At 71.6% G+C, this 23,024-nt stretch carries 21 protein-coding genes; 11 read left to right on the top strand and 10 right to left on the bottom strand.

Annotated elements, in window-relative coordinates:
• The first annotated feature begins 11 nt into the window (after positions 1–11).
• Together FCH28_RS15125 and FCH28_RS15130 are read left to right on the top strand one after the other, a co-directional pair.
• The gene (locus FCH28_RS15125; protein WP_136740379.1) at positions 12–1,415 is read left to right on the top strand and encodes an ABC transporter permease subunit; all 1,404 of its coding nucleotides are present in this window, start codon (positions 12–14) and stop codon (positions 1,413–1,415) included.
• Complete coding sequence (locus FCH28_RS15130; RefSeq protein WP_136740380.1) at positions 1,412–2,338, top strand: carbohydrate ABC transporter permease; 927 nt, start codon at positions 1,412–1,414, stop codon at positions 2,336–2,338. The genes FCH28_RS15125 and FCH28_RS15130 overlap by 4 nt, the downstream gene beginning before the upstream one ends.
• Before the next feature lie 77 nt (positions 2,339–2,415).
• Here the strand turns inward: FCH28_RS15130 and FCH28_RS39195 are convergent, their stop codons facing one another.
• Entirely contained in the window at positions 2,416–3,120 is a 705-nt protein-coding gene (locus tag FCH28_RS39195) for an NAD(P)/FAD-dependent oxidoreductase (RefSeq protein WP_246102864.1), read from the bottom strand.
• Positions 3,121–3,599: 479 nt separating this feature from the next.
• Here FCH28_RS39195 and FCH28_RS15140 point away from each other — a divergent pair, with 479 nt between their 5' ends.
• From FCH28_RS15140 to FCH28_RS15155, 4 genes are all read left to right on the top strand, one after another.
• Positions 3,600–3,965, top strand: a complete 366-nt coding sequence (locus FCH28_RS15140) for a hypothetical protein (RefSeq protein WP_136740381.1) — start codon at positions 3,600–3,602, stop codon at positions 3,963–3,965.
• Positions 3,962–4,588 carry a histone deacetylase gene (locus FCH28_RS15145; RefSeq protein WP_136740382.1) on the top strand — a complete coding sequence of 209 codons (627 nt, stop codon included), beginning with the start codon at positions 3,962–3,964 and terminating at the stop codon, positions 4,586–4,588. The genes FCH28_RS15140 and FCH28_RS15145 overlap by 4 nt, the downstream gene beginning before the upstream one ends.
• Positions 4,589–4,769: 181 nt before the next feature.
• Positions 4,770–5,237 carry a pyridoxamine 5'-phosphate oxidase family protein gene (locus FCH28_RS15150; RefSeq protein ID WP_136740383.1) on the top strand — a complete coding sequence of 156 codons (468 nt, stop codon included), beginning with the start codon at positions 4,770–4,772 and terminating at the stop codon, positions 5,235–5,237.
• Positions 5,238–5,275: 38 nt separating this feature from the next.
• Positions 5,276–5,563, top strand: coding sequence for a DUF3995 domain-containing protein (locus tag FCH28_RS15155; protein WP_136740384.1), 288 nt, complete (start codon positions 5,276–5,278; stop codon positions 5,561–5,563).
• Between the two features lie 13 nt (positions 5,564–5,576).
• Here FCH28_RS15155 and FCH28_RS15160 read toward each other — a convergent pair whose 3' ends face one another.
• The gene (locus FCH28_RS15160) at positions 5,577–6,392 is read right to left on the bottom strand and encodes an HAD-IIA family hydrolase (protein WP_136740385.1); all 816 of its coding nucleotides are present in this window, start codon (positions 6,390–6,392) and stop codon (positions 5,577–5,579) included.
• Positions 6,393–6,560: 168 nt separating this feature from the next.
• Between FCH28_RS15160 and FCH28_RS15165 the strand changes: the two genes are divergently transcribed.
• Complete coding sequence (locus FCH28_RS15165; protein ID WP_136740386.1) at positions 6,561–7,856, top strand: phosphoribosyltransferase family protein; 1,296 nt, start codon at positions 6,561–6,563, stop codon at positions 7,854–7,856.
• A gap of 48 nt (positions 7,857–7,904) precedes the next feature.
• Here the strand turns inward: FCH28_RS15165 and FCH28_RS15170 are convergent, their stop codons facing one another.
• Positions 7,905–8,261, bottom strand: coding sequence for an ArsR/SmtB family transcription factor (locus FCH28_RS15170; protein ID WP_136740387.1), 357 nt, complete (start codon positions 8,259–8,261; stop codon positions 7,905–7,907).
• 111 nt (positions 8,262–8,372) lie between these two features.
• On the opposite strand from FCH28_RS15170, the gene FCH28_RS15175 reads away from it, so the two are divergent.
• Positions 8,373–9,476: a cation diffusion facilitator family transporter gene (locus FCH28_RS15175; RefSeq protein ID WP_136740693.1), complete on the top strand. Its 1,104-nt coding sequence runs from the start codon at positions 8,373–8,375 to the stop codon at positions 9,474–9,476.
• Positions 9,477–9,509: 33 nt separating this feature from the next.
• Here FCH28_RS15175 and FCH28_RS15180 read toward each other — a convergent pair whose 3' ends face one another.
• The 4 genes from FCH28_RS15180 to FCH28_RS15195 all read right to left on the bottom strand — a co-directional run bounded on the left by FCH28_RS15180 (position 9,510) and on the right by FCH28_RS15195 (position 16,148).
• Positions 9,510–10,232, bottom strand: a complete 723-nt coding sequence (locus tag FCH28_RS15180) for a class I SAM-dependent methyltransferase (RefSeq protein WP_136740388.1) — start codon at positions 10,230–10,232, stop codon at positions 9,510–9,512.
• Positions 10,233–10,297: 65 nt separating this feature from the next.
• The gene (locus FCH28_RS15185) at positions 10,298–12,781 is read right to left on the bottom strand and encodes a SpoIIE family protein phosphatase (protein WP_169314163.1); all 2,484 of its coding nucleotides are present in this window, start codon (positions 12,779–12,781) and stop codon (positions 10,298–10,300) included.
• 130 nt (positions 12,782–12,911) lie between these two features.
• Positions 12,912–15,446, bottom strand: coding sequence for an MFS transporter (locus FCH28_RS15190; protein ID WP_136740390.1), 2,535 nt, complete (start codon positions 15,444–15,446; stop codon positions 12,912–12,914).
• Between the two features lie 258 nt (positions 15,447–15,704).
• Positions 15,705–16,148 (bottom strand): SRPBCC family protein, encoded by a 444-nt coding sequence (locus FCH28_RS15195; RefSeq protein WP_136740391.1) that lies wholly within the window; start codon positions 16,146–16,148, stop codon positions 15,705–15,707.
• A gap of 234 nt (positions 16,149–16,382) precedes the next feature.
• Between FCH28_RS15195 and FCH28_RS15200 the strand changes: the two genes are divergently transcribed.
• Complete coding sequence (locus tag FCH28_RS15200; protein WP_246102866.1) at positions 16,383–17,456, top strand: Rv2578c family radical SAM protein; 1,074 nt, start codon at positions 16,383–16,385, stop codon at positions 17,454–17,456.
• A gap of 180 nt (positions 17,457–17,636) precedes the next feature.
• Here the strand turns inward: FCH28_RS15200 and FCH28_RS15205 are convergent, their stop codons facing one another.
• From FCH28_RS15205 to FCH28_RS15215, 3 genes are all read right to left on the bottom strand, one after another.
• Positions 17,637–17,993 carry a MerR family transcriptional regulator gene (locus FCH28_RS15205; protein ID WP_136740392.1) on the bottom strand — a complete coding sequence of 119 codons (357 nt, stop codon included), beginning with the start codon at positions 17,991–17,993 and terminating at the stop codon, positions 17,637–17,639.
• Positions 17,994–18,060: 67 nt separating this feature from the next.
• Positions 18,061–18,846: an SDR family NAD(P)-dependent oxidoreductase gene (locus FCH28_RS15210; RefSeq protein ID WP_136740393.1), complete on the bottom strand. Its 786-nt coding sequence runs from the start codon at positions 18,844–18,846 to the stop codon at positions 18,061–18,063.
• A 35-nt stretch (positions 18,847–18,881) separates the two neighbouring features.
• Positions 18,882–19,559 carry a HEAT repeat domain-containing protein gene (locus FCH28_RS15215; RefSeq protein ID WP_136740394.1) on the bottom strand — a complete coding sequence of 226 codons (678 nt, stop codon included), beginning with the start codon at positions 19,557–19,559 and terminating at the stop codon, positions 18,882–18,884.
• Between the two features lie 388 nt (positions 19,560–19,947).
• Here FCH28_RS15215 and FCH28_RS15220 point away from each other — a divergent pair, with 388 nt between their 5' ends.
• Positions 19,948–21,768 carry a 3-hydroxyacyl-CoA dehydrogenase family protein gene (locus FCH28_RS15220; RefSeq protein ID WP_136740395.1) on the top strand — a complete coding sequence of 607 codons (1,821 nt, stop codon included), beginning with the start codon at positions 19,948–19,950 and terminating at the stop codon, positions 21,766–21,768.
• A gap of 139 nt (positions 21,769–21,907) precedes the next feature.
• Positions 21,908–22,708: a TetR family transcriptional regulator gene (locus FCH28_RS15225; RefSeq protein WP_187363836.1), complete on the top strand. Its 801-nt coding sequence runs from the start codon at positions 21,908–21,910 to the stop codon at positions 22,706–22,708.
• Positions 22,709–23,024: the final 316 nt, after the last annotated feature.

Below are 23,024 nucleotides of genomic sequence, written 5' to 3' on the forward strand. Positions count from 1 at the left end.
AGGCCCCACTCATGCCTGTGACCACCACCGAGGTGCCGCCCGCGACCGCGGGCGGCACCCCGCCCCCCTCGCCGCCCGGCGCGTCCAGCCGGCCCGGCGACCCCCGGCGGCACGCCGTGAGGCGCCGCCGCCTCATCGCCGCCCTGTTCGCCTTCCCCGCACTGCTGCTGCTGGGCGCGCTCGTCGCGTACCCGATCGTCTTCTCGGTCATCCGCAGCCTCTACGACGCCACCGGCAACACCTTCGTCGGCGCCGACAACTACACCGAGATGTTCCAGGACCCGGCGACGCTCCGGGCCATCCGGAACAGCGCCATCTGGGTCGTCTTCGCCCCCGCACTGCTGACCGGGCTCGGCCTGGTCCTCGCCGTGCTGACCGAGAAGATCCGCTGGAAGACCGCGTTCAAGCTGCTGATGTTCATGCCCATGGCGATCTCCTTCCTCGCCGCCGGCATCATCTTCCGCCTCGCCTACGAGCAGGACCCGCAGCGCGGTGTGCTCAACGCCGTCACCGTCGGCATCCACGACAGCGTCGACGGCGAAGCCACCTCCTACCCGACCGCCAAGTCCCGCATCGGCGACAAGCAGCTCACCAAGGGCAAGGACGGCGGCTATCGCACCGCCGACCTGACCAGCCCGGGGAACACCGCCAACCTCGGCCTGGTCGGCGTCGCCCCCAAGGACATGCCCAAGACGGCCAAGCCCGCCGCGCCGGCCGCCAAGACCCCGGCCGCGAAGGACGAGCTGCGGGGCGTCGTCTACATCGACTTCACGCCCGGCGGTGGCGGCAAGCCCGGCAAGGTGGACCGCACCGAACGCGGCCTGCCGAAGCTCACCGTCGAGGCGGTCGACGCACACGGCAAGGTCGCCGCCAAGGCCACCACCGGACCCGACGGCTCCTACCGCCTGGCCGGTCTGCGCGAAGGCTCGTACGCCGTCCAGCTCCCCGCCAAGGACTTCGCCCCGCCGTACGAGGGCATCTCCTGGCTCGGCCCGGCCCTGATCACCCCCGCCATCATCGGCGCCTACATGTGGATCTGGACCGGCTTCGCCCTCGTCCTCATCGGCGCGGGACTCTCCGCGATGCCCCGGGACGTCCTGGAGGCGGCCCGGATGGACGGCGCGAACGAGTGGCAGGTCTTCCGCCGGATCACCGTGCCGCTGCTCGGGCCCGTCCTGGGCGTGGTGTTCGTGACCATGGTGATCAACGTGATGAAGGTCTTCGACCTCGTCTACATCATCGCCCCCGGCCCCGTGCAGCAGGACGCCAATGTGCTGGCTCTGCAGATGTGGCTGGTCTCCTTCGGAGGCGGCAACAACCAGGGACTGGGCAGCGCCCTCGGTGTCCTGCTGCTGCTCCTGGTGGTCCCGGCCATGGCCTTCAACATCCGACGTTTCCGCAGGAGCCAGTCATGACCACCATTCAGGATGCCGCCGTGTCCCGGAGGCGGGCCAAGCCACGGCCCGGGAAGATACGGCCCGGGAAGATACGGCCCGCGAAGACACCGCCGACCAAGCGGGTCGGCCGCACCGTGATCCAGGCGTTCCTGCTGATCGTCGGCCTGGTCTGGCTCACCCCGGCCGCCGGCCTCTTCCTCTCCTCCCTCCGTACGGAGGAGGCGAACGCGAGCAGCGGCTGGTGGCAGGCGCTCACCGCGCCCGGTCAGCTGTCCTTCGACAACTACACGGCGCTGCTCAAGGATTCCGGCATCACCCAGGCGTTCTGGAACACGGTGCTGATCTCCGTGCCCACCACCATCGCCGTCGTGGTGATCGCCGCCCTGGCCGGATACGCCTTCGCCTGGCTGGAGTTCCCCGGACGGGACTGGATCTTCCTGCTGGTCGTCGCCATGCTGGTGGTCCCGGTCCAGATCGGTCTGCTGCCGGTGGCCAAACTGTTCGGCGCGCTCGGGCTGTTCGGCTCCATCCCCGGCGTGGTGCTCTTCCACACCGCCTACGGCCTGCCGTTCGCCATCTTCCTGCTCCGCAACTACTTCGCGGAGATCCCCAAGGAAATGCTGGAGGCCGCGCGGATGGACGGCGGCGGGGAGTGGCGGATCTTCTCCCAGCTGGTGCTGCCGCTGGGCCGGCCGGCCATCGCGAGCCTGGCCATCTTCCAGTTCCTGTGGGTGTGGAACGACATGCTGGTGGCGCTGCTCTTCGCCGACAACGCGTCACAGCCGCTGACGGTGGCCCTCCAGTCCCAGATGCGGCAGTTCGGCAGCAACATCGGCGTGCTGGCACCCGGGGCGTTTCTGTCCCTCATCGTGCCGCTGATCGTGTTCTTCGCGTTCCAACGGCACTTTGTGCAGGGCGTCATGGCAGGGTCGGTGAAGTAAGGGCAGGGTCGTTGAAGTAACCGGCTCGGTGATCCGGGCGGCGGCGTCCGGACGGGTCCGGTGCCGCCGCCGGTCCGTCAATGGGCGTCGTAGATCCCCCGGTAGTTCCCCAGCGCGGTCTCCCGCACCTTGCGATCGCTCCAGTGGTCGAAGCGCCCGGGAGCCAGCCGGCCGGGGTCCACAACGGGCTCGCCGGCCTCCAGGAGCAGGTGCGCCAGATGCCGGCCCACGCCGGCGGCGTGCGTGACCCAGCCGGCCTCCGCCAGCCACAGCCCCGGCAGACCGGCCGCCGGGCCCACCAGCGGCAGCTCGTCCGGGGTCAGCGCGAAGACACCGTTGAGCCGGCGCCCCTGCGGAGCCTCCCGGAAGGCCGGTACGAGCTGCCGAGCCTCGCCGAGAGCGGTACCGAAATCCCCTTCGCAGTAAGGGAGTTCGGCCCCTCCGAGGGCGGCGGACGGCTCCAGCGGCAGCGGGCTGTGCGCATAGCTGCCCAGGCCGTAACGGCGACCGTGCCGGCGGGTGTACACGGTGTGGTCGGGGTAGCGCACGATCGGCATGTCGATGGGCGTGTCGTCGAGTTCGGGCCGCTCGTCGGTGAAGAGATACGGATGCTGGACGTCCACCATGGGCAGCCGCACGCCGGCAGCGGCGGCCAGCACCGGACCCCAGATCCCGGTGGCGAGCACCACCCGGCCCGCCCGCACCAGTTCTCCCGCCCCGTCTCCCGCTCCCGCCGTCCGCACCCCGATGACCCGGCCGCGGTCCACTTCCAGTGCCTGCACGGGCGTACGCCAGCGGAATCGGGCGCCGGCCCCGCTCCGCGGCGGCCACCAGGGCGCCGGTCAGCCGCACCGGGTCGGCGGCGCCGTCGGAGGGGATGTGCAGCGCGCCCAGCGCCCGTTCGCCGTCGACCAGCGCGGGGGCCAGCGCGGCCGCGGCCGCCGCATCGATCACCCGCGCCTCGATGCCGAGCCCACGGCCGTGCCCGACATCCGCATGGGCCTGCTCCACACGCGCCTGAGTGGTGGCCACTTCGAGACAGCCCACCTGCCAGAAGGCCGGCTCGTCCGCGGCATCGGAGAGCTGCCCCGACAACCAGCACCTCATCCGTAGCCATACGTCTCCCCCACTCGTCCGGCCCGCTGGATCCACTGAATGCCCTGAGTGCCCTGGACCCCCTGGATCCACGTCACCGTAACGTCCGCCGGTCCACGGCATCGTGACGTCCCGGAATGCGAGCAGGCATGTAACGCTGTGACACATGGCCGAAGAGACCCCTTACGACGACTGCCGCGCCAAATACTCACGGCGGGGGCTGACCCGCCTCGTTCTCAGCGACCACGCCGCCGGCGGCAGTTCGTGGGCCGACATGGCGCAGTATCCGGGCATCGACGCCGCCCAGGCCGAGGAACGCTTCGGCCCCGACATCGACCGCCGGCACACGGCGTTCGAGGTCCCGTACCGCCTCGACGAGACCGGCCGCAAACGCATTCACCAACTGCCCACCGCCGCATACCACCCCTGCTCGGCGGCCCGACGTCTGGACCGCTGGGCCAATAGCCACGTCACCCTGCTCGACGACGACCACCCCGTGAGCGGGCACCTGACGGTCGAGGAGAGCACATGACCACACCGCCACGGCTCGTCTGGTACGCGGCCTACGGCTCCAACATGCATCTCGACCGGCTGGACTACTACCTCGCCGGGGGCCGTCCGCCCGGCGGCCGGCGCGCCTACCCCGGCTGCCGGGACTCCCGCCGGCCCGCGCGCTCGGTGCCGTTCATGCTGCCGGGGCTGATGTACTTCGCCACCGAGTCGCAGGTGTGGACGGGCGGCAGAGCCTTCTACGACCCGGACGGCGAGGGCCAACTTCCCGCCCGCGCCCATCTCTTGACGCTCGGTCAGTTCTCCGACATCACGGCGCAGGAGATGTACCGGGAGCCGGGAGAAGACCTCGACCTGACGGAGGTACTCGCGCACGGACGGGCCCGGTTGGGGCCGGGACGGTACGAGACCCTGGTGTACGCCGGGCGGCTGGACGGCCATCCGGTACTGACGTTCACGGCCCCCTGGCGCAGGGAGGACGTCCCGGTCAACCCGCCCGCCGCGGCCTATCTACGGCACTTCCTCGCGGGAATCGTCGCGGCACACGGATGGAGCACCCTGCGGGCCGCCGAATATCTGGCCTCCTGCCCGGGCGCCGAGGGCCATTGGACACCAACGGAAATCGCGGGCCTGGCCGCCGACTAGGCGCAATTGGCCACCTGGCCTGAGACCAGCTGCGCTGGGAGTTCAGCCGCATCAGCTGCATAACCTGCATGAGCTGCATGAGCTGCATCAACCCGCCTGCCCACATGAGGCCGGCTCTCGGCCCTGAGTCCTAGTTCCGCTGACGGATGTGGTGCAGTGCCTCACGCCATAACCTCGTTCCATGACGTCAGTTGATCCTCCACACGGTCCCCGCAGCCCGGAGCAGCGCAAGCGCGAGGCGCTGGAACGACTCGCACGGGACAACGATGTGTGGGTCGCCACGGCCGACGCCGCCGGCGAGCCGTGCCTCGTTCCGCTTGCCTTCTGGTGGGACGGCGAGGCCGTGTGGCTGGCCACCCGCGTCACCAACCCGACCGGGCGCAACCTGTCCGCCACAGGACGGGTCCGCCTGAGCTTCGGCCACACCAGGGACGTGGTCTCGGTACACGGCACCGCGCGCATGCTGACCCGCGAGGAACTTCCGGCCGAGGTGGGCGATGCCTTCGCGGCCAAGGACGGCTGGGATCCTCGGAAGGATCACCCCTCTTATGTCTTCTTCCAGGTCATCCCGGAGTTTCTGCAGGCGTGGGGAACGGTTCCCGAGATGAAGGGACGGACTCTTATGCGTGAGGGGAAGTGGCTGGTTTAAATGGTCCGCACTGTGGCCGTGGCAGCGACGACGGCGTGATGCCGCCGGGACCGAGCACCTTTCTGGTGGGTCTGGCACTGATCGGTGGCGCTGCGCTCACTCTCATGGTCAATGAGTTCATCCCGGGGATCGGCCCGGGATGGCTGCGGTTGGTGGGGATGTACGGCCTGGCCGTGGTTCTGCTCGCCCGTGGCCTGGGTGGGTACTTCATGAACTCCGGAGCCGCCCCCGAATTCCAGCGACTGAACACTTTCCTGTACTCGCCGTTGTGTGTGGCACTCGCCGCCCTCAGCGGCATCGTCGCCGTAGCCGCGAGCAGGCGTTAGGGGGCTGTTTCGATCACCCCCCTCCCCCTCGTTCCAGAAGCGCCGGGAGGTCGGCGAAGGAGTCGAGCACGTGGTCGGGGGTGCCGGTGGCCGCGTCCAGCGCCTCGGGGAGGAATTTGCCGGTCTTGACGAGTACGCCGGTGATACCGCAGCGCTGGGCCGCCAACACATCGGATTCGATGTCGTCGCCGACCATCAGCGTTTCGGCGGGCGTGGCGTCGAGCTGCGCGAGCGCGCCGGCGAAGAACGCCTCCGCGGGCTTGCCGGTGATTTCCGCTTCGACGCGGGCGGCCCGTTCCAGTCCCAGGAGGAAGGCCCCGGTGTCGAGGTCGAGGCCGCCCGCGGTACGCCAGTACAGATTGCGGTGCATGGCGACCAGCGGGACACCGCGTTGCAGATGGCGGAAGGCGGCGTTGAGCGCCGGGTAGCCGAAGGCGTCGCCCGCGCCGCCGAAGACGATCACGTCCGGTGCGGCGGCGTCACCGTCCGCGGCCGTCTCCGCCACGTCCACGAGCGTGACGCCGGTCAGGTCGTCGCCGACGTCGCCGGTGTTGAGCAGCAGACAGCGCGCCCCCGGGTAGTGCTCGCGCAGATACGCGGCGGTGGCGGCCGGCGCGGTGAGGATGTCGTCGACACCTACGGGGAAGCCGGACGCGGCCAGTTTCGCGGCGATCGAGGCGCGGGTGCGTGAGGTGGTGTTGGTGACCAGCAGCAGCGGGAGTCCCTTGGCGCGCAGCCGTTCCATGGCCTCCACGGCGCCGGGCAGGGGTTTCCAGGACACCGTGAGCACGCCGTCGATATCGATGAGCACCGCTCCGATTCGTCCCATCCGCCGCTCCTTATCGGTTCCTCCGACGCTCCACAGGATCGACGGTAGACATGTCGCACGGCGGCCGCTCCGTGCCTCGTGGAGCACTTGCAAAATGCTCGCAAATGGGGTTGTTTCGAAGTAGGTGTGGACGTGGTCTCCGTCTCCCCTGGGTAGGGGGTGCTGCACGTGCTGTTCACTGATCGCACGGATGCGGGGCGCCATCTCGCCGAGGCGCTCCGGCACCTCAAGGCGGAAGATCCCATCGTGCTGGGCCTGCCTCGCGGCGGGGTCCCGGTGGCTTTCCAGGTCGCGCGGGCGCTCGGCGCTCCGCTCGATGTGATCGTGGTCCGCAAGCTCGGCGTCCCCTACCACCGTGAGCTGGGGTTCGGCGCCATCGGCGAGGGCGGCGTACGGGTGATCAGCGACGACATCGTCCGCCGCGGCCGGGTCAGCCGGCAGGACGTGGCCACCGTCGAGCACACCGAGGAGGCGGAACTCGCTCGGCAGGCGCGGCGGTTCCGCGGCGACCGGTTGCGGCTGCCGCTCAACGGGCGGACCGCGATCGTGGTCGACGACGGCATCGCGACCGGTGCCACGGCGGCGGCCGCGTGCGAGGTCGTACGGGCGCAGGGCGCGGCGCGCGTGGTGCTCGCCGTGCCGGTGGCGCCGCCCGACGCCGTGGACTGGCTGCGCACCAAGGCGGACGAGGTGGTGTGCCTGTCCACGCCGGCCGGGTTCTCGGCCGTCGGCGAGTGGTACCGCGACTTCTCCCAGACCCCTGACGAGGACGTCATCGCCCTGCTGGAGGAGGCCGGGGCCGACCCCCCGCCCCGCCGGTCGGCGCCGGCCACCGAGGCCGCGGTGGAGGTGGACGCGGGCGGGCTCCCGCTGGCCGGGGATCTCGTACTGCCGGCGGACGCCGGGGCGGTCGTGATGTTCGCGCACGGCTCGGGCAGCAGCCGGCACAGCCCGCGCAACCGGATGGTGGCGGCGGCCCTCAACCGGGCGGGCCTGGGCACTCTCCTCTTCGACCTGCTCATGCCGGTGGAGGAGGCCGACCGGGCGAACGTCTTCGACATCGGGACGCTGGCGCAGCGGCTGGCGGACGCCACCGACTGGCTGCGCGGCCAGGTGTCCGTCCCGATCGGCTATTTCGGGGCGAGCACCGGCGCCGCCGCGGCACTGCGGGCCGCCGCCTCCCCCAACTCGCGGGTGGGCGCCGTGGTCTCCCGGGGCGGGCGGCCCGACCTCGCCGGACGGGGGCTCGGCGACGTACGGGCGCCGACGCTGCTGATCGTGGGCGGTGACGACACGCTGGTGCTGGATCTCAACCGGGAGGCCCAGGCGCAGCTGCGCTGCGAGAACAAGCTGGAGATCGTCCCGGGTGCGACGCATCTCTTCGAGGAACCGGGGGCTCTGGACGAGGTCGCCGGGCTGGCCCGGGACTGGTTCACCCGGCACCTGGTGGCCCAGGCCGAGTGAGTGGCGGGGCGGGGCGGGGGGCTGCGTAGCCGGAGGGTCATACGGCGGTCAGTCATGCGGCGGAAGGTGTCCGAGCTGGTGGTCGGCGACGCTGAGGGCCTCCTCGACCAGGCGGCGGAGGTGACCGTGCCGCAGTGCGTAGATCACCCGGCGGCCTTCCTTGCGGCTGGTGACGAGTCCGGCCAGCCGGAGGCGGCTCAGATGCTGGCTGACGGAGGGCCGCGCCGCGCCGCACGCGCCGGTGAGGGTGGTGACATCCGCCTCGCCCTCGGCCAGGCGTTGGAGGAGGGCCAGCCGGGTGCGGTCGGCGAGCATGCCGAGGACTTCGGCGGCCACGGTCAGCCGCGCGCCCGCGTCTCGCTCCTGCGACCGGTGTGCATCTGATAGGTGCATGCGTGCGCTCATAAGCACATAATGGGGAGGGCAGCCGGCCGCTGTCCACCGGCCTGTCGTATTCGTATCGCGGTGAACCTGTCACCTGTCCCTCGACGGAAGGCGTGAGCTGCCGTGAGTGAGATGCGCGAGAACCCCCCGGCCAACGAGCCACACCGCCCGCATGCATCCCACGAACCGCATGCATCCCATGAACCGGACGGGCACCACCACGGGCCGGGCCGCCGGGCTCGCTTCACCCACCGGCTCACGCATCTGCTCACCCCGCACAGCCACCAGGCGTCGGACAAGGTCGACCAGGCGATGGAAGCCTCGGCGGAAGGCATGCGCACCCTGTGGATCTCGCTCGCCGTACTGGGTGTCACCACCGTGGTGCAGGCCCTGGTCGTCGCGCTGTCCGGCTCCGTGGCGCTGCTGGGCGACACCCTGCACAACGGTGCCGACGCGCTGACCGCCGTCCCCCTCGGCGTCGCGTTCCTCCTCGGGCGCCGGGCCGCGACCCGGCGGTTCACCTACGGGTACGGCCGCGCCGAGGACCTGGCGGGCATCGTCATCGTGCTCACCATCGCCGCGTCCGCCGTGCTCGCCGCCTGGACCGCGGTCGACCGGCTGCTGGACCCGCGCGAGATCAGCCACCTGCCCGCGGTCGCCGCGGCCGCGCTCACCGGCTTCGTCGGCAACGAATGGGTGGCCCGCTACCGCATCCGCACCGGCCGCAGGATCGGCTCAGCCGCGCTGGTCGCCGACGGGCTGCACGCCCGCACCGACGGCTTCACCTCACTGGCCGTTCTGCTCGGCGCGGGCGGGGCGGCGCTCGGCTGGCGCCTCGCGGACCCCGTCGTCGGCCTGCTGATCACCGTCGCGATCCTGCTGGTGCTGGGCGGCGCGGCCAGGGAGGTCTTCCGCCGGCTGATGGACTCCGTCGACCCCGCTCTGGTCGACACCGCGGAACGCACCCTGCGCGGGGTGCCGGGGGTGCTGTCGGTGGGCGAGCTGCGGATGCGGTGGATCGGCCACCAGCTGCGCGCCGAGGCGGCCGTCGTCATAGACGGCGCCCTGGACCTGTTCTCCGCCCACCAGGTGGCCGTCGAGGCCGAGCACGCTCTGCTGCACGCCGTCCCGCGGCTGACCGACGCGCTGATCCACCCCGATCCCACGCCCGGTGCCGGCGGTCTGGACCCGCATGCCGCACTGGCCCACCACCGGCGTCCGGCCCGCGCGGGATAGCCCGCGGACGCCGCGTGAGCCGGACGCGCCGGCTCACTCCACCGGCCCCGCCACGACCCAGTTGGAGGGAAGTTCGAGCCGGGTGCCGTCCGGTCGGCACTCGGTGGTCGCCAGCGGCAGCTGCCCCTCCTCGGCCACCCGCAGCCCGTTCTCCCGCAGCAGTTCGGGGACCGCGGAATCGGCCATCTCTCCAGGTGCGATGCCATGCGCGAAGACGGCGGCCAGCTTGGCGGGCGGCGCTCCGTCCGTGTGCAGTACGGACATCAGGACCTCTTTGGCCGTCTCGGCCGGCTCGACCGCGAAGATCCGGCCGCGCTCGCCCAGGAGACCGGCGGCATTGGCCACGATCAGCGCGCGGTCCTCAGGGGCGCACTGGTGCAGCACACCGCGCAAATAGATGTTGGCGTCGCCGAGTTCGTCGTGCAGGGCCCGCATCGCGGCGTCGTCGGCGGCGTCCAGCCGACGGTATTCGACCGTGCCCGTCTCGTCGTCGGCCCGCGCATGCCCGACCGCCGCCGCGGCGAAATCGATGCCGAGGACCCGGGCGTAGCGGCCTGCCAGGAAGCGGGTCTGGGTGCCGTTTCCGCAGCCCAGGTCGACGAGCGGCAGCTCGGCGTCGAAGTGCCCGTCGAAGCAGGGCAGATGGAGGCCCGCCGTCAGTGCCGGGTCCGAGTCCCATAAGGCCTCGCCCTCGCCGCCCACGGCATCGCCCCAGAAGCCTTCCCAGGCCTGCAGATTTCGGCTCGAAGCGCTCATGGCCCAATTGCTACGCCCGTGCGTGATCGCCCCGCAAGAGCGCCACCCACTTTTCTGACGACCTTTCACATGGCGTTCGAGCCCCGTACCTGCCGCACCTGCCGAGACTGCGGCAGGGCCTGCTCGAACCACACCGTCTTCCCGGTGGATGTCCGGCTCGTCCCCCACTCCCGGGCCAGCCGGCTCACCACCCGCAGCCCCCGCCCGTACTCGTCGTCGGGGCCCGCGCTCAGCAACTGCGGCAGTGCGTGGTCGTCGTCCGAGACCTCGCACAGCAGGGCGTCGGTGCGCACCAGCCGCAGCACCACATGCCGAGTGTGCGCATGGCGTACGGCGTTGGTGACGACCTCGCTGACCATCAGCTGCGCCGTCTCGGCGGACGAGCCCAGCCCCCAGTCGGCGAGCTGACGGCCGGTCAGGCGTCTGGCCCGGCTGACTTCCCGGGGGTCGATGGCGAGCCGCCATTCGGCGACCGCGTCCGGTGTGATGCCGTTGAGCCGGGCCATCAGCAGCGCCACATCGTCCTTGCGGTCGCCGGTGACGTTCAGCGCCCGGATGATCGCGTCGCAGGCGTCGTCCATGGAGGCGGCGGGATGCGCGGCGGACTCGGCGAGCGCGGCCAGCCCCACCCCGATGTCCTCGCCCCGCACCTCCACCAGACCGTCCGTGCACAGCACCAGGCGGTCCCCCGGCGCGACCGGTACGGTCACGGCCTCGAAGGCCACCCCGCCGACGCCGATCGGCGCGCCCGTCGGAAGCCGGAGGAGTTCGCTGCGGCCGTCCACGGCGCGCACCAGGACGGGCGGGATATGCCCGGCGTTGGCCAGCGTCAGCCGCTGCCCGATCGGGTCGTAGACCGCGTACAGGCAGGTGGCGAGGTAGTTGTCGCCGAGCCGCTGGGCAAGGTCGTCCAGGCCGCGCAGCAGTTGCGCGGGGTGCATGTCGATGGCCGCCATGGTCTGTACGGCGGTCCGCAACTGGCCCATCATCGCTGCCGAGTTCAGCCCGTGGCCCATCACATCGCCCACGACGAGGGCGGTCCTGGACCCGGGCAGCTTGATGGTGTCGAACCAGTCGCCGCCGACCCGGCCGAGGCGGGTGCCGGGCAGATAGCGGGTGGCGGTGTCGCAGCCGGCCATCCGTGGGGCGATCTGCGGCAGCATGCTGTCCTGGAGCGTCTCGGCGACGTTCTCCTGGAAGGTGTACATCCGGGCGTTGTCGAGCACGAGCCCGGCGCGGGCGGCGAGTTCCGCGCCCGTCACCCGGTCCATGTCATGGAACTCCGTACGCTCCGGATGCCGCAGCAGGATCATGAAGCCGAGCACGACATTGCGCGCCTTGAGCGGGACGACCAGCAGCGACCGCCCGTTGATCAGCGGGCTGATGTCGCGCTTCTCGAACTGCGCCGCGATGGCGTTGCCCATCTCGTCGCTGATCCGCGGTACGAGGACCGGCTGCCCCGTGGTCATGCACTGGAAGAACGGCGTCTGCACGGGGAAGGTCATCGACTCGCCGACGGGCACGACGTCGTCCCAGCGGCCCGGTTCGTCGTTGTGCTCGACGGCGACGCGGTGCCACATGGTCATCGCGTCGGGCGGCCCGTCGGGGAAGCCCTCGCCGGCGACGACCTGTTCGCGCAGATAGGTGCCGGCGACATCGGTGAAGCGGGGGACGACGGCCTCGCTGACCTCCTGGATGGTGCGGGCCAGGTCCAGTGAGGAGCCGATCCGGCCGCTGACCTCGTTGAGGAACTCCAGCCGCTCGCGGACCGCGGCGTATTCGAGGTCGGACTCCAGCTCGGCGGCGGCAGCGGCGGCGGCCTGCGGATCGTCCGCCACGGCGCGTGCCGCGCGCAGCAGTCTGGTGCGCCGCTCGACGCGGCGCGGCACACCCCAGTCCGGGGTCACGGGGAAGCGCTCCTGCTGGCTGATCTCCAGCACCGGATAGCCCAGCTCCAGCACCTGGGAGACGATCCGGGCACTCTCCTGGGGGCTCATGCTCGGCAGGATCTCCGGCAGTCGGCGGGCCAGGTCGGCGGAGCCGGGAAAGTCGGTGTGCAGCGCGAAGGCGGGCACGAATCGTTCGTCGCTCCCCTGCCCGCGGTGCACCTGGGCGGCGTCCGCGGCGAGTACGAGCAGCCGCTCGGCGCCGGGCCCGACGAGCGGGTACGCCCACCAGAGCACGTCCAGCGCGGCGGTCCCGGTGTCGGCCATCCGGGCGCGGCCCGCCGTCGGGTAGGACGTGGCGCCGACCAACGACGCCTCCAGGCCGGGCCCGTGGCCCTCCTCGGGGCCGTCTTCGCGCCCGTCCCACTCCTTGGTGCCCAGCGCTCCGGTGACCGGCATCAGATCGACGGCGCAGGCGCCGACGGCCTCCTCGCGGGTGGGTCCGAAGAGCCGGCGCGCGCCGCTGCTCCAGTGGGAGATCCGCCCGTCCGCCCCGACCACCACGACGGCAAGCGGAATCCGCCCGGGAACGGGGTCCCGTGGAGCGGGCACCCAGGGGGCCGCACCCACCGTGTCGTCACCGTGCGACTGGCCACGCTCCATGGGCGGTTGCTCCTTCGTACACCGATCTTGCACCACCACAACCACGGTACGGCTGCCGGGCGATGCGGCGGGCGGCATTCCACGAAGAGGTGGCGCGTGGGCGTGTGCACACACCACCTTCGGACCGGCGCTAGTCCGAGTGCCCCAACTGGAGGTCGCGTTCGGTGCGTCCGCCGCCCGCGACCTGGAGGACGGTGGCGATCGGCGGGTATCCGGCGGCGATCACGGTGTACTCGCCGGCCGACAGGTCGACGAAGCGGAACAGGCCGTCGGGTCCGGTCGTGGTGGTGTCGACGACGTTTCCTGCCGCGTCCATGAGCGTGACCCGGGCGTCCTCGACGGGGCGGCCGCCGCCGGCCCGTACGGTCCCGCGCAGTACCGCGCCGCCGGCGAGTTCGATGTCCTGCCGGGTCTCGCGGGACGCCTGGACGGTCACCGGGAGGGCGGTGGGCCGGAAGGCCGGGGCGCTGGAGGCCAGGGTGTATTCGCCTGCCACCAAGTCGCCGATGACATAGCCGCCTTCGCGCCCGCTGCGGGTGGTCGCGACCACGTCGCCGCGTACGTCGGTGAGGGTGACCATGGCATCGCGGACGGGCGTGCCGTCGGCGGTGGTGACGGAGCCGGCGAGACGTCCGGCGCCGCCGAGCACCACATCCAGCTCGACCGGCCGCTCGCCGACGGTGACGCTGACCGCCTGCGGCTGGTGGCCGCCCGCGGCCGCGATCAGCACATACGCGCCGGCGCCCGGCGTGCTCAGCGCGTACCGTCCGTCCTCGCCGGTGGCGCCGCGGCCGATCTGCCGGCCGGCGACGTCGATGAGGGTGAGTGCGGCGCGCGGCACGATCGTGCCGTCGTGGTGCTGGACGGTTCCGCATACCGGGGTTCCGGCCGTGGCCGGGGCGTGCCCCGCGGTGTAGGGGCGGGCGTAAGTCGCCACGGATCCATAGGAGTTGGCGGGCGAGGCATACGAGGCGGACGCAGCGGATGCGGTGGCCGGTTCGGCGGAGCGTGCCGGTGGCACGGTGGCGGAGGTCTCCGGGTCGCCGTACGGCGCGTGCGGGGGCTGCGGGGCCTGCGAAGCGTGAGAGGCGTGGGACACCAGGGGGTTCTCTTTCAGGAAGAGGGCGAACAGGAAGCCCAGGACGAGCACCGGCACGAGGTAGAGGAAGAGCCGCGGCATGCTCAGCACATGCGCGGTGACGTAGTTGTCACGGACCGCGTCGGGCAGTGCGCGCACCAGCAGCGGAGTGATCGACTCCGGTGCCGGCGGTCGCACGTGCCCGGCCGGTGCGGGGGCGTACTGGGCGGCCACGCGGTTGGCGAAGAAGGCGCAGAAGAGAACCGCGCCGACGCTGCCGCCGACCTGCCGGAAGCAGCTGTGGGCGGCGCCGCCGAGGCCGGCCCGGCGTACGGAGTTCTGCACGGCGAGCACCAGCACCGGCAGGACGAAGCCGATACCGAGGCCGAGAATGCCCGCCCAGAGGCTGTAGACCTCGCGTGAGGTGTCCCGCGCCATCTGGGACAGCAGCCACATCCCCTCGCCGGCCACCGCGCAGCCGAGGATCGGGAAGACCCGGTAGTGGCCGGTGCGGCTGATGATCCGCCCGGAGACGGTCGCTGCGGTCACCAGCCCGACCGTCATGGGCAGCATCAGCAGCCCGGCCGCCACGGCCGTGCCGCCGCCGACCATGCGCGGGAAGGCCGGCAGATAGCTGCCGGCGCCGAAGAGCGCGAGACCGACGGCGGCACCGACGAGCCCGGTGACGTTGAAGAACGCGTCGCGGAACAGCCGGAGCGGGAGCAGCGGTTCGGCGGCGAAGTACTCGACGGACAGGAACATCAGGGCGGTGCCGAGCCCTCCGATGACGAGCCCGAGAATGATCCGCGAGTTCCAGGCGTACTCCGTACCGCCCCAACCGGTCAGCAGCACCAGGCAGGCGACGAACGCGACGAGCAGCAGCGCACCGGCGATGTCCAGCCGGGGGCGGCGGACGAGCCTGGGCAGCCTGAGGGCGAACGCGATCAGGAGGACCGTCAGCAGCCCGAACGGGACATTGAGGTAGAAGGCCCAGCGCCATGAGGCGTGTTGGACGCAGAGGCCGCCGGCCAGCGGCCCGGCCGCGAGGGCGAGTCCGAAGGCGGTGCCGATCAGCCCCGTGCAGCGGCCGCGCACCCACGGCGGCACGATGGCGACGACGATCGCCTGGGCGCCGATCAGGACTCCGCCGGCGCCCGCGCCCTGGACGACCCGGAAGATGATCAGCTCATCCATGGAGCGGGACCAGCCGGTCAGCGCCGAGCCGGCGAGGAAGACCAGGACCGCGGAGAGAAAGAGGGCCTTGCGGCCGAAGAGGTCGCCGAGCTTCCCGAAGACCGGCAGACCGACGGCCGTGGCCAGCAGATAGCCCGTCACGGGCCAGGACATCGTGTCCCGTCCGTGCAGCTCACCGGCGATTCTCGGGAGCGCGGTGGCGAGGAGGGTCTGGTCGAGGGCCGCGAGCAGCAGCGTCAGCAGCAGGCCCGCGAAGACGGTACGGACACGGGCCGGGCTCAGCGGGAAGTCCGCGGCACCGCCCGGGTCCTGCCAGGGGTCCGTATCGGGCACCGGGCCTCGGGCGGGCGACCCGGGCCGTGCGCCGCGTTTCCTCAGGGTGGTCCCGCCCACGTACTGCTCCCCTCGTCACGCCTGCTGTCGGCGCCCATTTCTCGCATCGGGCAACAACAGCGATCAAGCGGGACGATTCGAGCGTGCGGGGCGGGAACTGACGTCAAGTACGTTGCCCGGGGTGCCTATTGGGCGCCCATCAGGGGTTTCCGTGCCGCGACCGCCCGGCGGACCGGGCAGCGCGGCGCGGCGGAAACCACCCGAACCGGTGAGCGCCACGAGACCCCGAGAGAGGGGGTTGCGGAGCGAAGGCGCCGCTCACTTCTCCATCTCGGTGGCGAGGTTGGCGAGGATCGCGTCGTAGATCCGGCCGAGGCCCTTGGGCGCGAAGGTCCGCTCGAAGAAGCCGCCGATACCGCTCGCGCCCTGCCAGGTGGTGGTGACGACGACATTGGCGCGCTTGTCGCCGGTCGGCGTGACGACCCAGGTGGTCACCATCGAGGAGTTGCGGTCCTTCTCCACCAGCTGGCCGTCGGTCGGCTCGTCGACCTCCAGCAGACAGTCACGCACCCGCTTGCTCGTGGCCTGGAGCTTCCAGTGGACGAGGGTGCCCTTGCCGTCGCCGCCCTCGCGGACCTCGTACTCGCTGAAGTGCTCGGGCAGCAGCTTCTGGCGCGTGCCGCTGTAGTCGGCGAGCGCGTCGAACACGTCCTCCGGGTCCGCCGCGATCTCGCGCTGCGTGGTGGCCTCGACCTGACCCATGTGTGTCTTCCTCCAGTAGTCGGCTGCCGGTCTACGGTGCGCCGCCAAGCCAACCACCACTGGGGGGCCCGCCCAAAATCGGGTTGACAGACACTAAGGGAACACGTGTTCTATTATCGAGTCGGGGGGCTCGCCCGAATTCACGACCGGAGCCACGACCGGTCGCGACACGAATCCCTGCACGACCTCGGCAGGACCACTGCACGATCTCGGCAGGACGCAGAAGGAGGCCCGATGCGCTGGGACAATCTGGGCGACGGCGGCTCCGCGCTGTTCGGCACCGACGTCGTCAGCCGGACGATCGACACCCCCGAATTTCGCGGCATCACCTTCCACGAGGTGCGCGCACGCTCGATCGTGAACCGCGTGCCGGGCGCCTCCCGCATGCCGTTCGAATGGACCGTGAACCCCTACCGGGGTTGCAGCCACGCCTGCGTCTACTGCTTCGCGCGCAAGACACACAGCTATCTCGACCTGGACACCGGCCTCGGCTTCGACTCGCAGATCGTGGTGAAGGTCAACGCCCCCGAACTGCTGCGCCGCGAGCTGACCGCGCGCCGCTGGCGCGGTGACCACATAGCCATGGGCACGAACGTCGACTGCTACCAGAGGGCGGAGGGACGGTACGGCCTGATGCCCGGCATCATCACGGCGCTGCGCGACCACGCCAACCCCTTCTCGATCCTCACCAAGGGCACCCTCATCCTCCGCGATCTGGATCTCCTGCGACAGGCCGCCGAGGTCACCGACGTCGGCATCTCCGTCTCCGTGGGCTTCCTGGACCGCGAGCTGTGGCGCACGGTCGAGCCCGGCACCCCCGCCCCGGAGCGCCGCCTGGACGTGGTGCGCACGCTCACCGCGCACGGCATCCCCTGCGGCGTACTGATGGCACCGGTGATCCCCTTCCTGGGCGACGCACCGGACCAGCTGCGCGCCACGGTCCGGGCCGTCGCGGAGGCCGGCGCCGGCTCGGTGACCCCGCTCGTACTGCATCTGCGGCCGGGCGCCCGCGAGTGGTTCATGGCGTGGCTCGGCCACCACCACCCCCCTCTGGTGCGCCGCTACGAGCGGATGTACGCGGACGGCGCCTACGCCCCCAAGTGGTACCAGCGCCGAATAACCCGCCAGGTCCACGAACTCGCCACGGAATACGGCATCGGCCCGTACCGCCCCGGTGAACACCGGGGCATCACCGCGCGCCCCGAAGAGCCCGCCGGACTTCCGGACCCCACCGCTTCCTCCGGCTCCCCCGCCTCTTCCGCCGCCGCCAACTCCCCTTCGGAACCCACCCAGTTGACGTTGCTCTGACGGGAGAGGAGGGCTCCTCGGGCGGGAATACCTCCCCCTGCCCCCGCGTTCGGGAATACCTCCCCCTCCCCCCGCGTTGTGGACCCGCAGGGGGCCCTCCCAACCCTTAGGGGATCTGTTCGAACATCCCCTAAGGGACAACCACCCCAACCGGGCCCGGAAAGCGGCGAGCCCGGCCCCCTACGTAGCGGCCGGAACCTCCGCCAGCGCCCGCGCGAGCCGGTTCCGCGCCTCCATCTGGGCGGCGATCCGCTCGTCGATGGCGGCGAGCCGCTCGCGGGCGATACGCAGCCCCTCGGGCGACGGCGGGCCGCTGGTCATATCGCCGTCCAGACAGTCCGTGAAGCAGCGGACGTCGGCGAGCGTGAGCCCGGCGTCCAGAAGGTGGCGGATGTTGCGGACGCGTACGACCGCGCGCCCGTCGTAGACGCGGTAGCCGTTCGCCGCCCGCTCCGAGCCGATCAGCCCCTCGCGCTCGTAGTTGCGCAGCGCGCGCGGCGACGCCCCCGTGATCTGCGCCAGCTCCCCGATCCGCACCGGACCACCTTCCCTCCGGAGCCGTTTCTACCAGGTGCCGACGGGCCGCCCCCGCGCCCCGGTCCGCTCAGCCGACCACCGCTCCCCCGTCGACCGGAAGGATCACCCCCGTCACAAAGGACGCGGACGGCGCAGCGAGCTGTGTGACGGCCCAGGCCACTTCCTCGGGGCGGCCGACCCGCCCCATGGGCGTGTGCTCGATCTGCCACTTCCGTATGGCCGCCCGCTGCTCCGGCGACCAGCCCTGGTGCAGGGCGATCGGGGTCTCGATCGCCCCGGGTGCGACGGCGACGACCCGGATGCCGCGCGGTGCGAGCTCCACCGCCCAGCTGCGGGTGAGGAGTTCGAGCCCGGTCTTGGTCGCGGCATAGACCGAGTTGCCCGGCCAGCCCCGCTGCCCGACCGAGGTACTGAGGTTCACCACGACCCCGCCGGTCCGCTCCAGATGCGGCACGGCCTCCTGGGTGAGCAGCACCGGCGCGACGAGATTGGTCGCCAGCAGCGGAGCCAGCTGCTCCTTGGTGTAGGCGCCGAGCGCGCCGTCACCCACCACGGCGGCGTTGTTGACCAGTACGTCCACCCGCCCGTACGTCTCGGCGACCTGCCGTACGAGATCCTCCGGTGCGCCGTCCGCGGTGATGTCGGCCGGGTACGGGACGATCTCGCCGCTCCCGGCGGCTGCCGCCGTCTCCGCCAGCGGTTCGGCCCGGCGGCCCACCGCCACCACCCGCGCGCCCTCCGCCGCGAAGGCACGCGCGGTGGCCCGCCCGATTCCCGTACCGGCTCCGGTGACGATCACGACCCTGCTCTGTGCTGCGGGCACACCGGGCCCGGCACTCGTTGCGTGTTCCATGGCGGGAGTGTCGAACGTTGCCCTTGGGGTCAAGGTCAAGCGGGCCCGCCGGCCGGACCGCCGGCCTCCTCTCCGTCGCCCTTCTCGGCGCCGTCCGCCCGCACCCCGACCTCCTCGTGGACCCCCAGCCGCGCCAGCGACGCCGCGGCCGCGGCCGCCAGGCGGGGGTGGGCGACGGCGGCGGTGAGGGTGGGGACGGCGCGGCGGTCTCCCAGGGCACCGAGGCCCTCGACGCAGGCGAGGGCCACCCGCCAGTACGGGGTGTGCGGGGTGAGCAATCGTTCCAGCGTGGCGATCAGGGCCGGTACGGACTGCGGGGCGCGGAGTTCGGCGAGCAGGCGTACGGGGTGCAGGGCGTACGCGGTGCGCAGCGGGTTGGTGGCGAGTGCGGCGGCGGCGCGGGCGGTGCGCGGGTCGCCGAGCCGCCCCAGCGCGTGGGCGGCGGTGGCGCAGCGCACCGGTTCCCGGTAGTTCAGCAGCAGGACGAGCGTTTCGAAGGCCCGTTTGTCGCCGGCACAGCCGAGGACGAAGGCGGCGATCTCCCTGGCCCACAGGGGCCGCTCGACGGCGACCAGCATCCGGGCCAGTTCCTCCCGCCCGGCCGGGGTGTTCTTGCGGGCGAGTCCCAGCAGCCGCTCGTAGGCGACCAGATCCTGCGGTGAGCGGAGCTCGGTCCGCACCCGGTCCGTCAACTCGTGGAATTGGTCTTCCATTTGCTGCACCCCTCCCGTCGGGCCACCACGGATCGCGCGACGTGGCCTGCGCCACAGCCTAATGACGGCCACTACCCCTGGCGCTCTGGTTACCCACCGGTTAACCTGCTGGAACGAGCAGCACCCCTGCTCGGGCGGCCTGGTGACGCAGCCGCCAAGAGTGAAGTCGGTTCGGCACAGCACGACACTTTTACGGAGTACACGGCACGGCCCCGGGACAGGGCTTGCCGGTCTCCGGCACCGCCGGCGCTGCCCGCAGCGCTGCGGCCTTCAGCGGTTCACCGCCGCATCCCGCCGCCGCGTTCTGCTTCTCGCCGCGTCCGCGCGCACACCCCTCAGTCGTCACCTTCTCCCCTGCCCTCAGGGGAACACCCTCTGGAGTCTCGCGATGGGCCCTCAGTCCACCCCAGACCTCTCAACTGAAGTCTCCCCCCTGTCCCTTTCCACAGTGGCCGTCGTCGGTCTCGGCACCATGGGCACCGGTATCGCCGAGGTGCTGACCCGGGCCGGCCGTGAGGTCATCGGCATCGACACCGACGAGACCGCGGCCCGCAACGCCGTCGCGTCCCTGGAGGCCGCCACCGCCCGCGCCGTGCAGCGCGAGCGGATCACGGAGCGGGAGCGGCAGGACGTCCTGGCCCGCTTCCGTACCTTCTCCGATCTCCAGGCCGCCTCGGACGCCGATCTCGTCATCGAGGTGGTCCCGGAGGACTACGAGCTCAAGCGGCAGGTCGTCACCGCGCTGGACGGCATCGTCCGCCCGGAGACGATCATCGCGACCGGCACCAACGCGCTGTCGGTGACCCGGCTGGCCGCCGACTCGCAGCGCCCGGAGCGGGTGCTCGGCCTGCACTTCTTCAACCCCGCGCCGGCCATGAAGCTGGTCGAGGTGGTCTCCTCGGTGCTGACCGCGCCGGCCGCGGTCGCCGCCGTCACCGAGCTCGCCCGCGACCTGGGCAAGGACCCGATCGCGGTCGGCGACCGGCCCGGATTCGTCGCCGACGGCCTGCTGTTCGGCTACCTGAACCAGGCCGCCGCGATGTACGAGTCGAAGTACGCGACCCGTGAGGACATCGACGCCGCCATGCGGCTGGGCTGCGGGCTGCCGATGGGCCCGCTGGCGCTGCTCGACCTGATCGGGGTGGACACCGCCCGTACGGTCCTGGAGGCGATGTACGCCGACTCCCGCGACCGGCTGCACGCCCCCGCGCCGATCCTGGGCCAGCTGGCCGAGGCCGGGCTGACCGGCCGCAAGGCGGGCCGCGGCTTCTACACCTACGAGGCGCCGGGCAGCGCCACGGTCGTGCCGGACGCGGAGACCCCCGCGGCCGCCGACGGGCAGGCGTCGGGCCGTGAGGTCCGCAGCGTCGGCGTCGCCGGTTCCGGGACGATGGCGAGCGGTATCGCGGAGGTCTTCGCCAAGGCGGGCTTCCAGGTCGTGCTGGCCGCCCGCAGCCTGGAGAAGGCGGAGAAGGCTAAGGCCAGGATCACCAAGTCGCTGGGCCGCTCGGTCGACAAGGGCCGGCTCACCGCCGAGGCACGGGATGCCGCGCTTGCGGCGATCACCCCGGCCGGTTCGCTGGACGCCTTCGCCGAGGTGGACCTGGCCGTCGAGGCGGTCGCCGAGGACCTGGAGATCAAGCAGCAGCTCTTCGCGACCCTGGACAAGGTCTGCAAGCCGGGCGCGGTGCTCGCCACCACCACCTCCTCGCTGCCGGTCGTGGCCTGCGCCCGCGCCACCTCGCGCCCGCAGGACGTCATCGGGATGCACTTCTTCAACCCGGCGCCCGCCATGAAGCTGGTGGAGATCGTCCGTACCGTGCTGACCGCCGACGACGTGCACGCCACCGTGCGCGCGGTCTGCGCGAAGGTCCGCAAGCACCCGGTGGACTGCGGCGACCGGGCCGGCTTCATCGTCAACGCGCTCCTGTTCCCGTACCTGAACAACGCGATCAAGATGGTCCAGGAGCACTACGCCTCGCTGGACGACATCGACGCCGCCATGAAGCTCGGCGGCGGCTACCCGATGGGGCCGTTCGAACTCCTCGACGTCGTCGGCCTGGATGTCTCCCTGGCCATCGAGAAGGTGCTGCACGCCGAGTTCCGCGACCCCGGGCTCGCCCCGGCGCCGCTGCTGGAGCACCTCGTCGCCGCGGGCTGCCTCGGCCGCAAGACCGGCCGCGGCTTCCGTGAGTACGCCAGGCGCTGACGGGTCGGGGCACCCCCGGCCGAAAGCCGGGGCGGCGTGGGGCGGACTGCTGGCACCAGCCGGCAGTCCGCCCCAGGTCAGGGGGGCGGAGCTGGCACCGAATGCCACAGCCGGCAGCAATATGCAGTACCGTCCCCACATGTCCCAGCCCGTTCGCGCCCAGTCGTCCGACGCAACCGAAACCAGCACTCCCGGCACCCGCCGCGCGGCCGCCCAACGGCTCAAAATGCGCCGCGAACTGTCGGCGGCGGCGATGGAGCTGTTCGCGACCAAGGGATACGAGGCGACGACGGTCGACGAGATCGCGGCCGCCGCGGGCGTCGCCCGGCGCACCTTCTTCCGCCACTTCCGGTCCAAGGAAGAGGCGATCTTCCCCGACCACGACGACACCCTCGTCCGCGCCGAGGCGGTGCTGGACGCCGCACCGCAGCACGAGAACCCGCTCGACACGGTCTGCCGCGGCATCAAGGAAGTCATGCGGATGTACGCGGCCTCGCCGGCCGTGTCCGTGGCCCGTTACCGCCTCACCCGTGAGGTGCCCACCCTGCGCGAGGCCGAGATCGCCTCGGTCGCCCGTTACGAACGCCTCTTCACCCGCTATCTGTTGGGCCACTTCGACGAGGGCGCGCACCGCGAGGGCGACGACGATCCGCTGCTCGCCGAGGTCGCCGCGTCCGCCGTGGTCACCGCGCACAACCACGTACTGCGCCGCTGGTTGCGGGCCGGCGCGCAGGGCGACGTAGAGGCACAGCTGGACCACGCCTTCGAGATCGTCCGGGAAACCTTCGGGACCGGCATCGGCGCGGGCCGCGCGCTCACCGGCGAGACCCCGCCGGCCGCCGTCTCGCGCGAGGGCGAGGTGCTGGTCACGGTGGCCCGCACGGACGCGCCGCTGGACGAGGTCATGCGCACCATCGAGAGGGCGCTGAAGAAGCGCTGACGGGCGCCGTTTGAATTTTCCCAGCCGCCCACCCCTCCGGGGGCGGGCGGCTTTGGTGATGCGGTTTTGAGTGCCACATGAACGATCATCGCTCGTTTGTGACCCCCAGGTTTCAACTGAGAGAAATTCATGGCACTCAGTGTCTTGCCGCATGGCACGCGGTGTCATACCTTGAGGGTGTCCGGGCGGCCGGCGCATGGCGAACACCTCGTGCGCCGGCTGTCCCAGCAAAGCCATTCGTGGCCGCCCGCCCGGACGCCTGCGTCACAGGCACCTTCCCGCGCTCACCCGCGCTGCCAGGCACAGTGACCGCCGC

Origin of the sequence: Streptomyces piniterrae (assembly GCF_005048155.1) — a bacterium.
Lineage (GTDB): Bacteria > Actinomycetota > Actinomycetes > Streptomycetales > Streptomycetaceae > Streptomyces > Streptomyces piniterrae.

Coding starts and splice junctions, on each gene's coding strand:
- FCH28_RS15125 (WP_136740379.1), top strand. CDS start 12: ATGCCTGTGACCACCACCGAGGTGCCGCCCGCGACCGCGGGCGGCACC.
- FCH28_RS15130 (WP_136740380.1), top strand. CDS start 1,412: ATGACCACCATTCAGGATGCCGCCGTGTCCCGGAGGCGGGCCAAGCCA.
- FCH28_RS15140 (WP_136740381.1), top strand. CDS start 3,600: ATGGCCGAAGAGACCCCTTACGACGACTGCCGCGCCAAATACTCACGG.
- FCH28_RS15145 (WP_136740382.1), top strand. CDS start 3,962: ATGACCACACCGCCACGGCTCGTCTGGTACGCGGCCTACGGCTCCAAC.
- FCH28_RS15150 (WP_136740383.1), top strand. CDS start 4,770: ATGACGTCAGTTGATCCTCCACACGGTCCCCGCAGCCCGGAGCAGCGC.
- FCH28_RS15155 (WP_136740384.1), top strand. CDS start 5,276: ATGCCGCCGGGACCGAGCACCTTTCTGGTGGGTCTGGCACTGATCGGT.
- FCH28_RS15160 (WP_136740385.1), bottom strand. CDS start 6,392: ATGGGACGAATCGGAGCGGTGCTCATCGATATCGACGGCGTGCTCACG.
- FCH28_RS15170 (WP_136740387.1), bottom strand. CDS start 8,261: ATGAGCGCACGCATGCACCTATCAGATGCACACCGGTCGCAGGAGCGA.
- FCH28_RS15175 (WP_136740693.1), top strand. CDS start 8,373: ATGCGCGAGAACCCCCCGGCCAACGAGCCACACCGCCCGCATGCATCC.
- FCH28_RS15180 (WP_136740388.1), bottom strand. CDS start 10,232: ATGAGCGCTTCGAGCCGAAATCTGCAGGCCTGGGAAGGCTTCTGGGGC.
- FCH28_RS15185 (WP_169314163.1), bottom strand. CDS start 12,781: ATGGAGCGTGGCCAGTCGCACGGTGACGACACGGTGGGTGCGGCCCCC.
- FCH28_RS15195 (WP_136740391.1), bottom strand. CDS start 16,148: ATGGGTCAGGTCGAGGCCACCACGCAGCGCGAGATCGCGGCGGACCCG.
- FCH28_RS15200 (WP_246102866.1), top strand. CDS start 16,383: ATGCGCTGGGACAATCTGGGCGACGGCGGCTCCGCGCTGTTCGGCACC.
- FCH28_RS15210 (WP_136740393.1), bottom strand. CDS start 18,846: ATGGAACACGCAACGAGTGCCGGGCCCGGTGTGCCCGCAGCACAGAGC.
- FCH28_RS15215 (WP_136740394.1), bottom strand. CDS start 19,559: ATGGAAGACCAATTCCACGAGTTGACGGACCGGGTGCGGACCGAGCTC.
- FCH28_RS15220 (WP_136740395.1), top strand. CDS start 19,948: ATGGGCCCTCAGTCCACCCCAGACCTCTCAACTGAAGTCTCCCCCCTG.
- FCH28_RS15225 (WP_187363836.1), top strand. CDS start 21,908: ATGTCCCAGCCCGTTCGCGCCCAGTCGTCCGACGCAACCGAAACCAGC.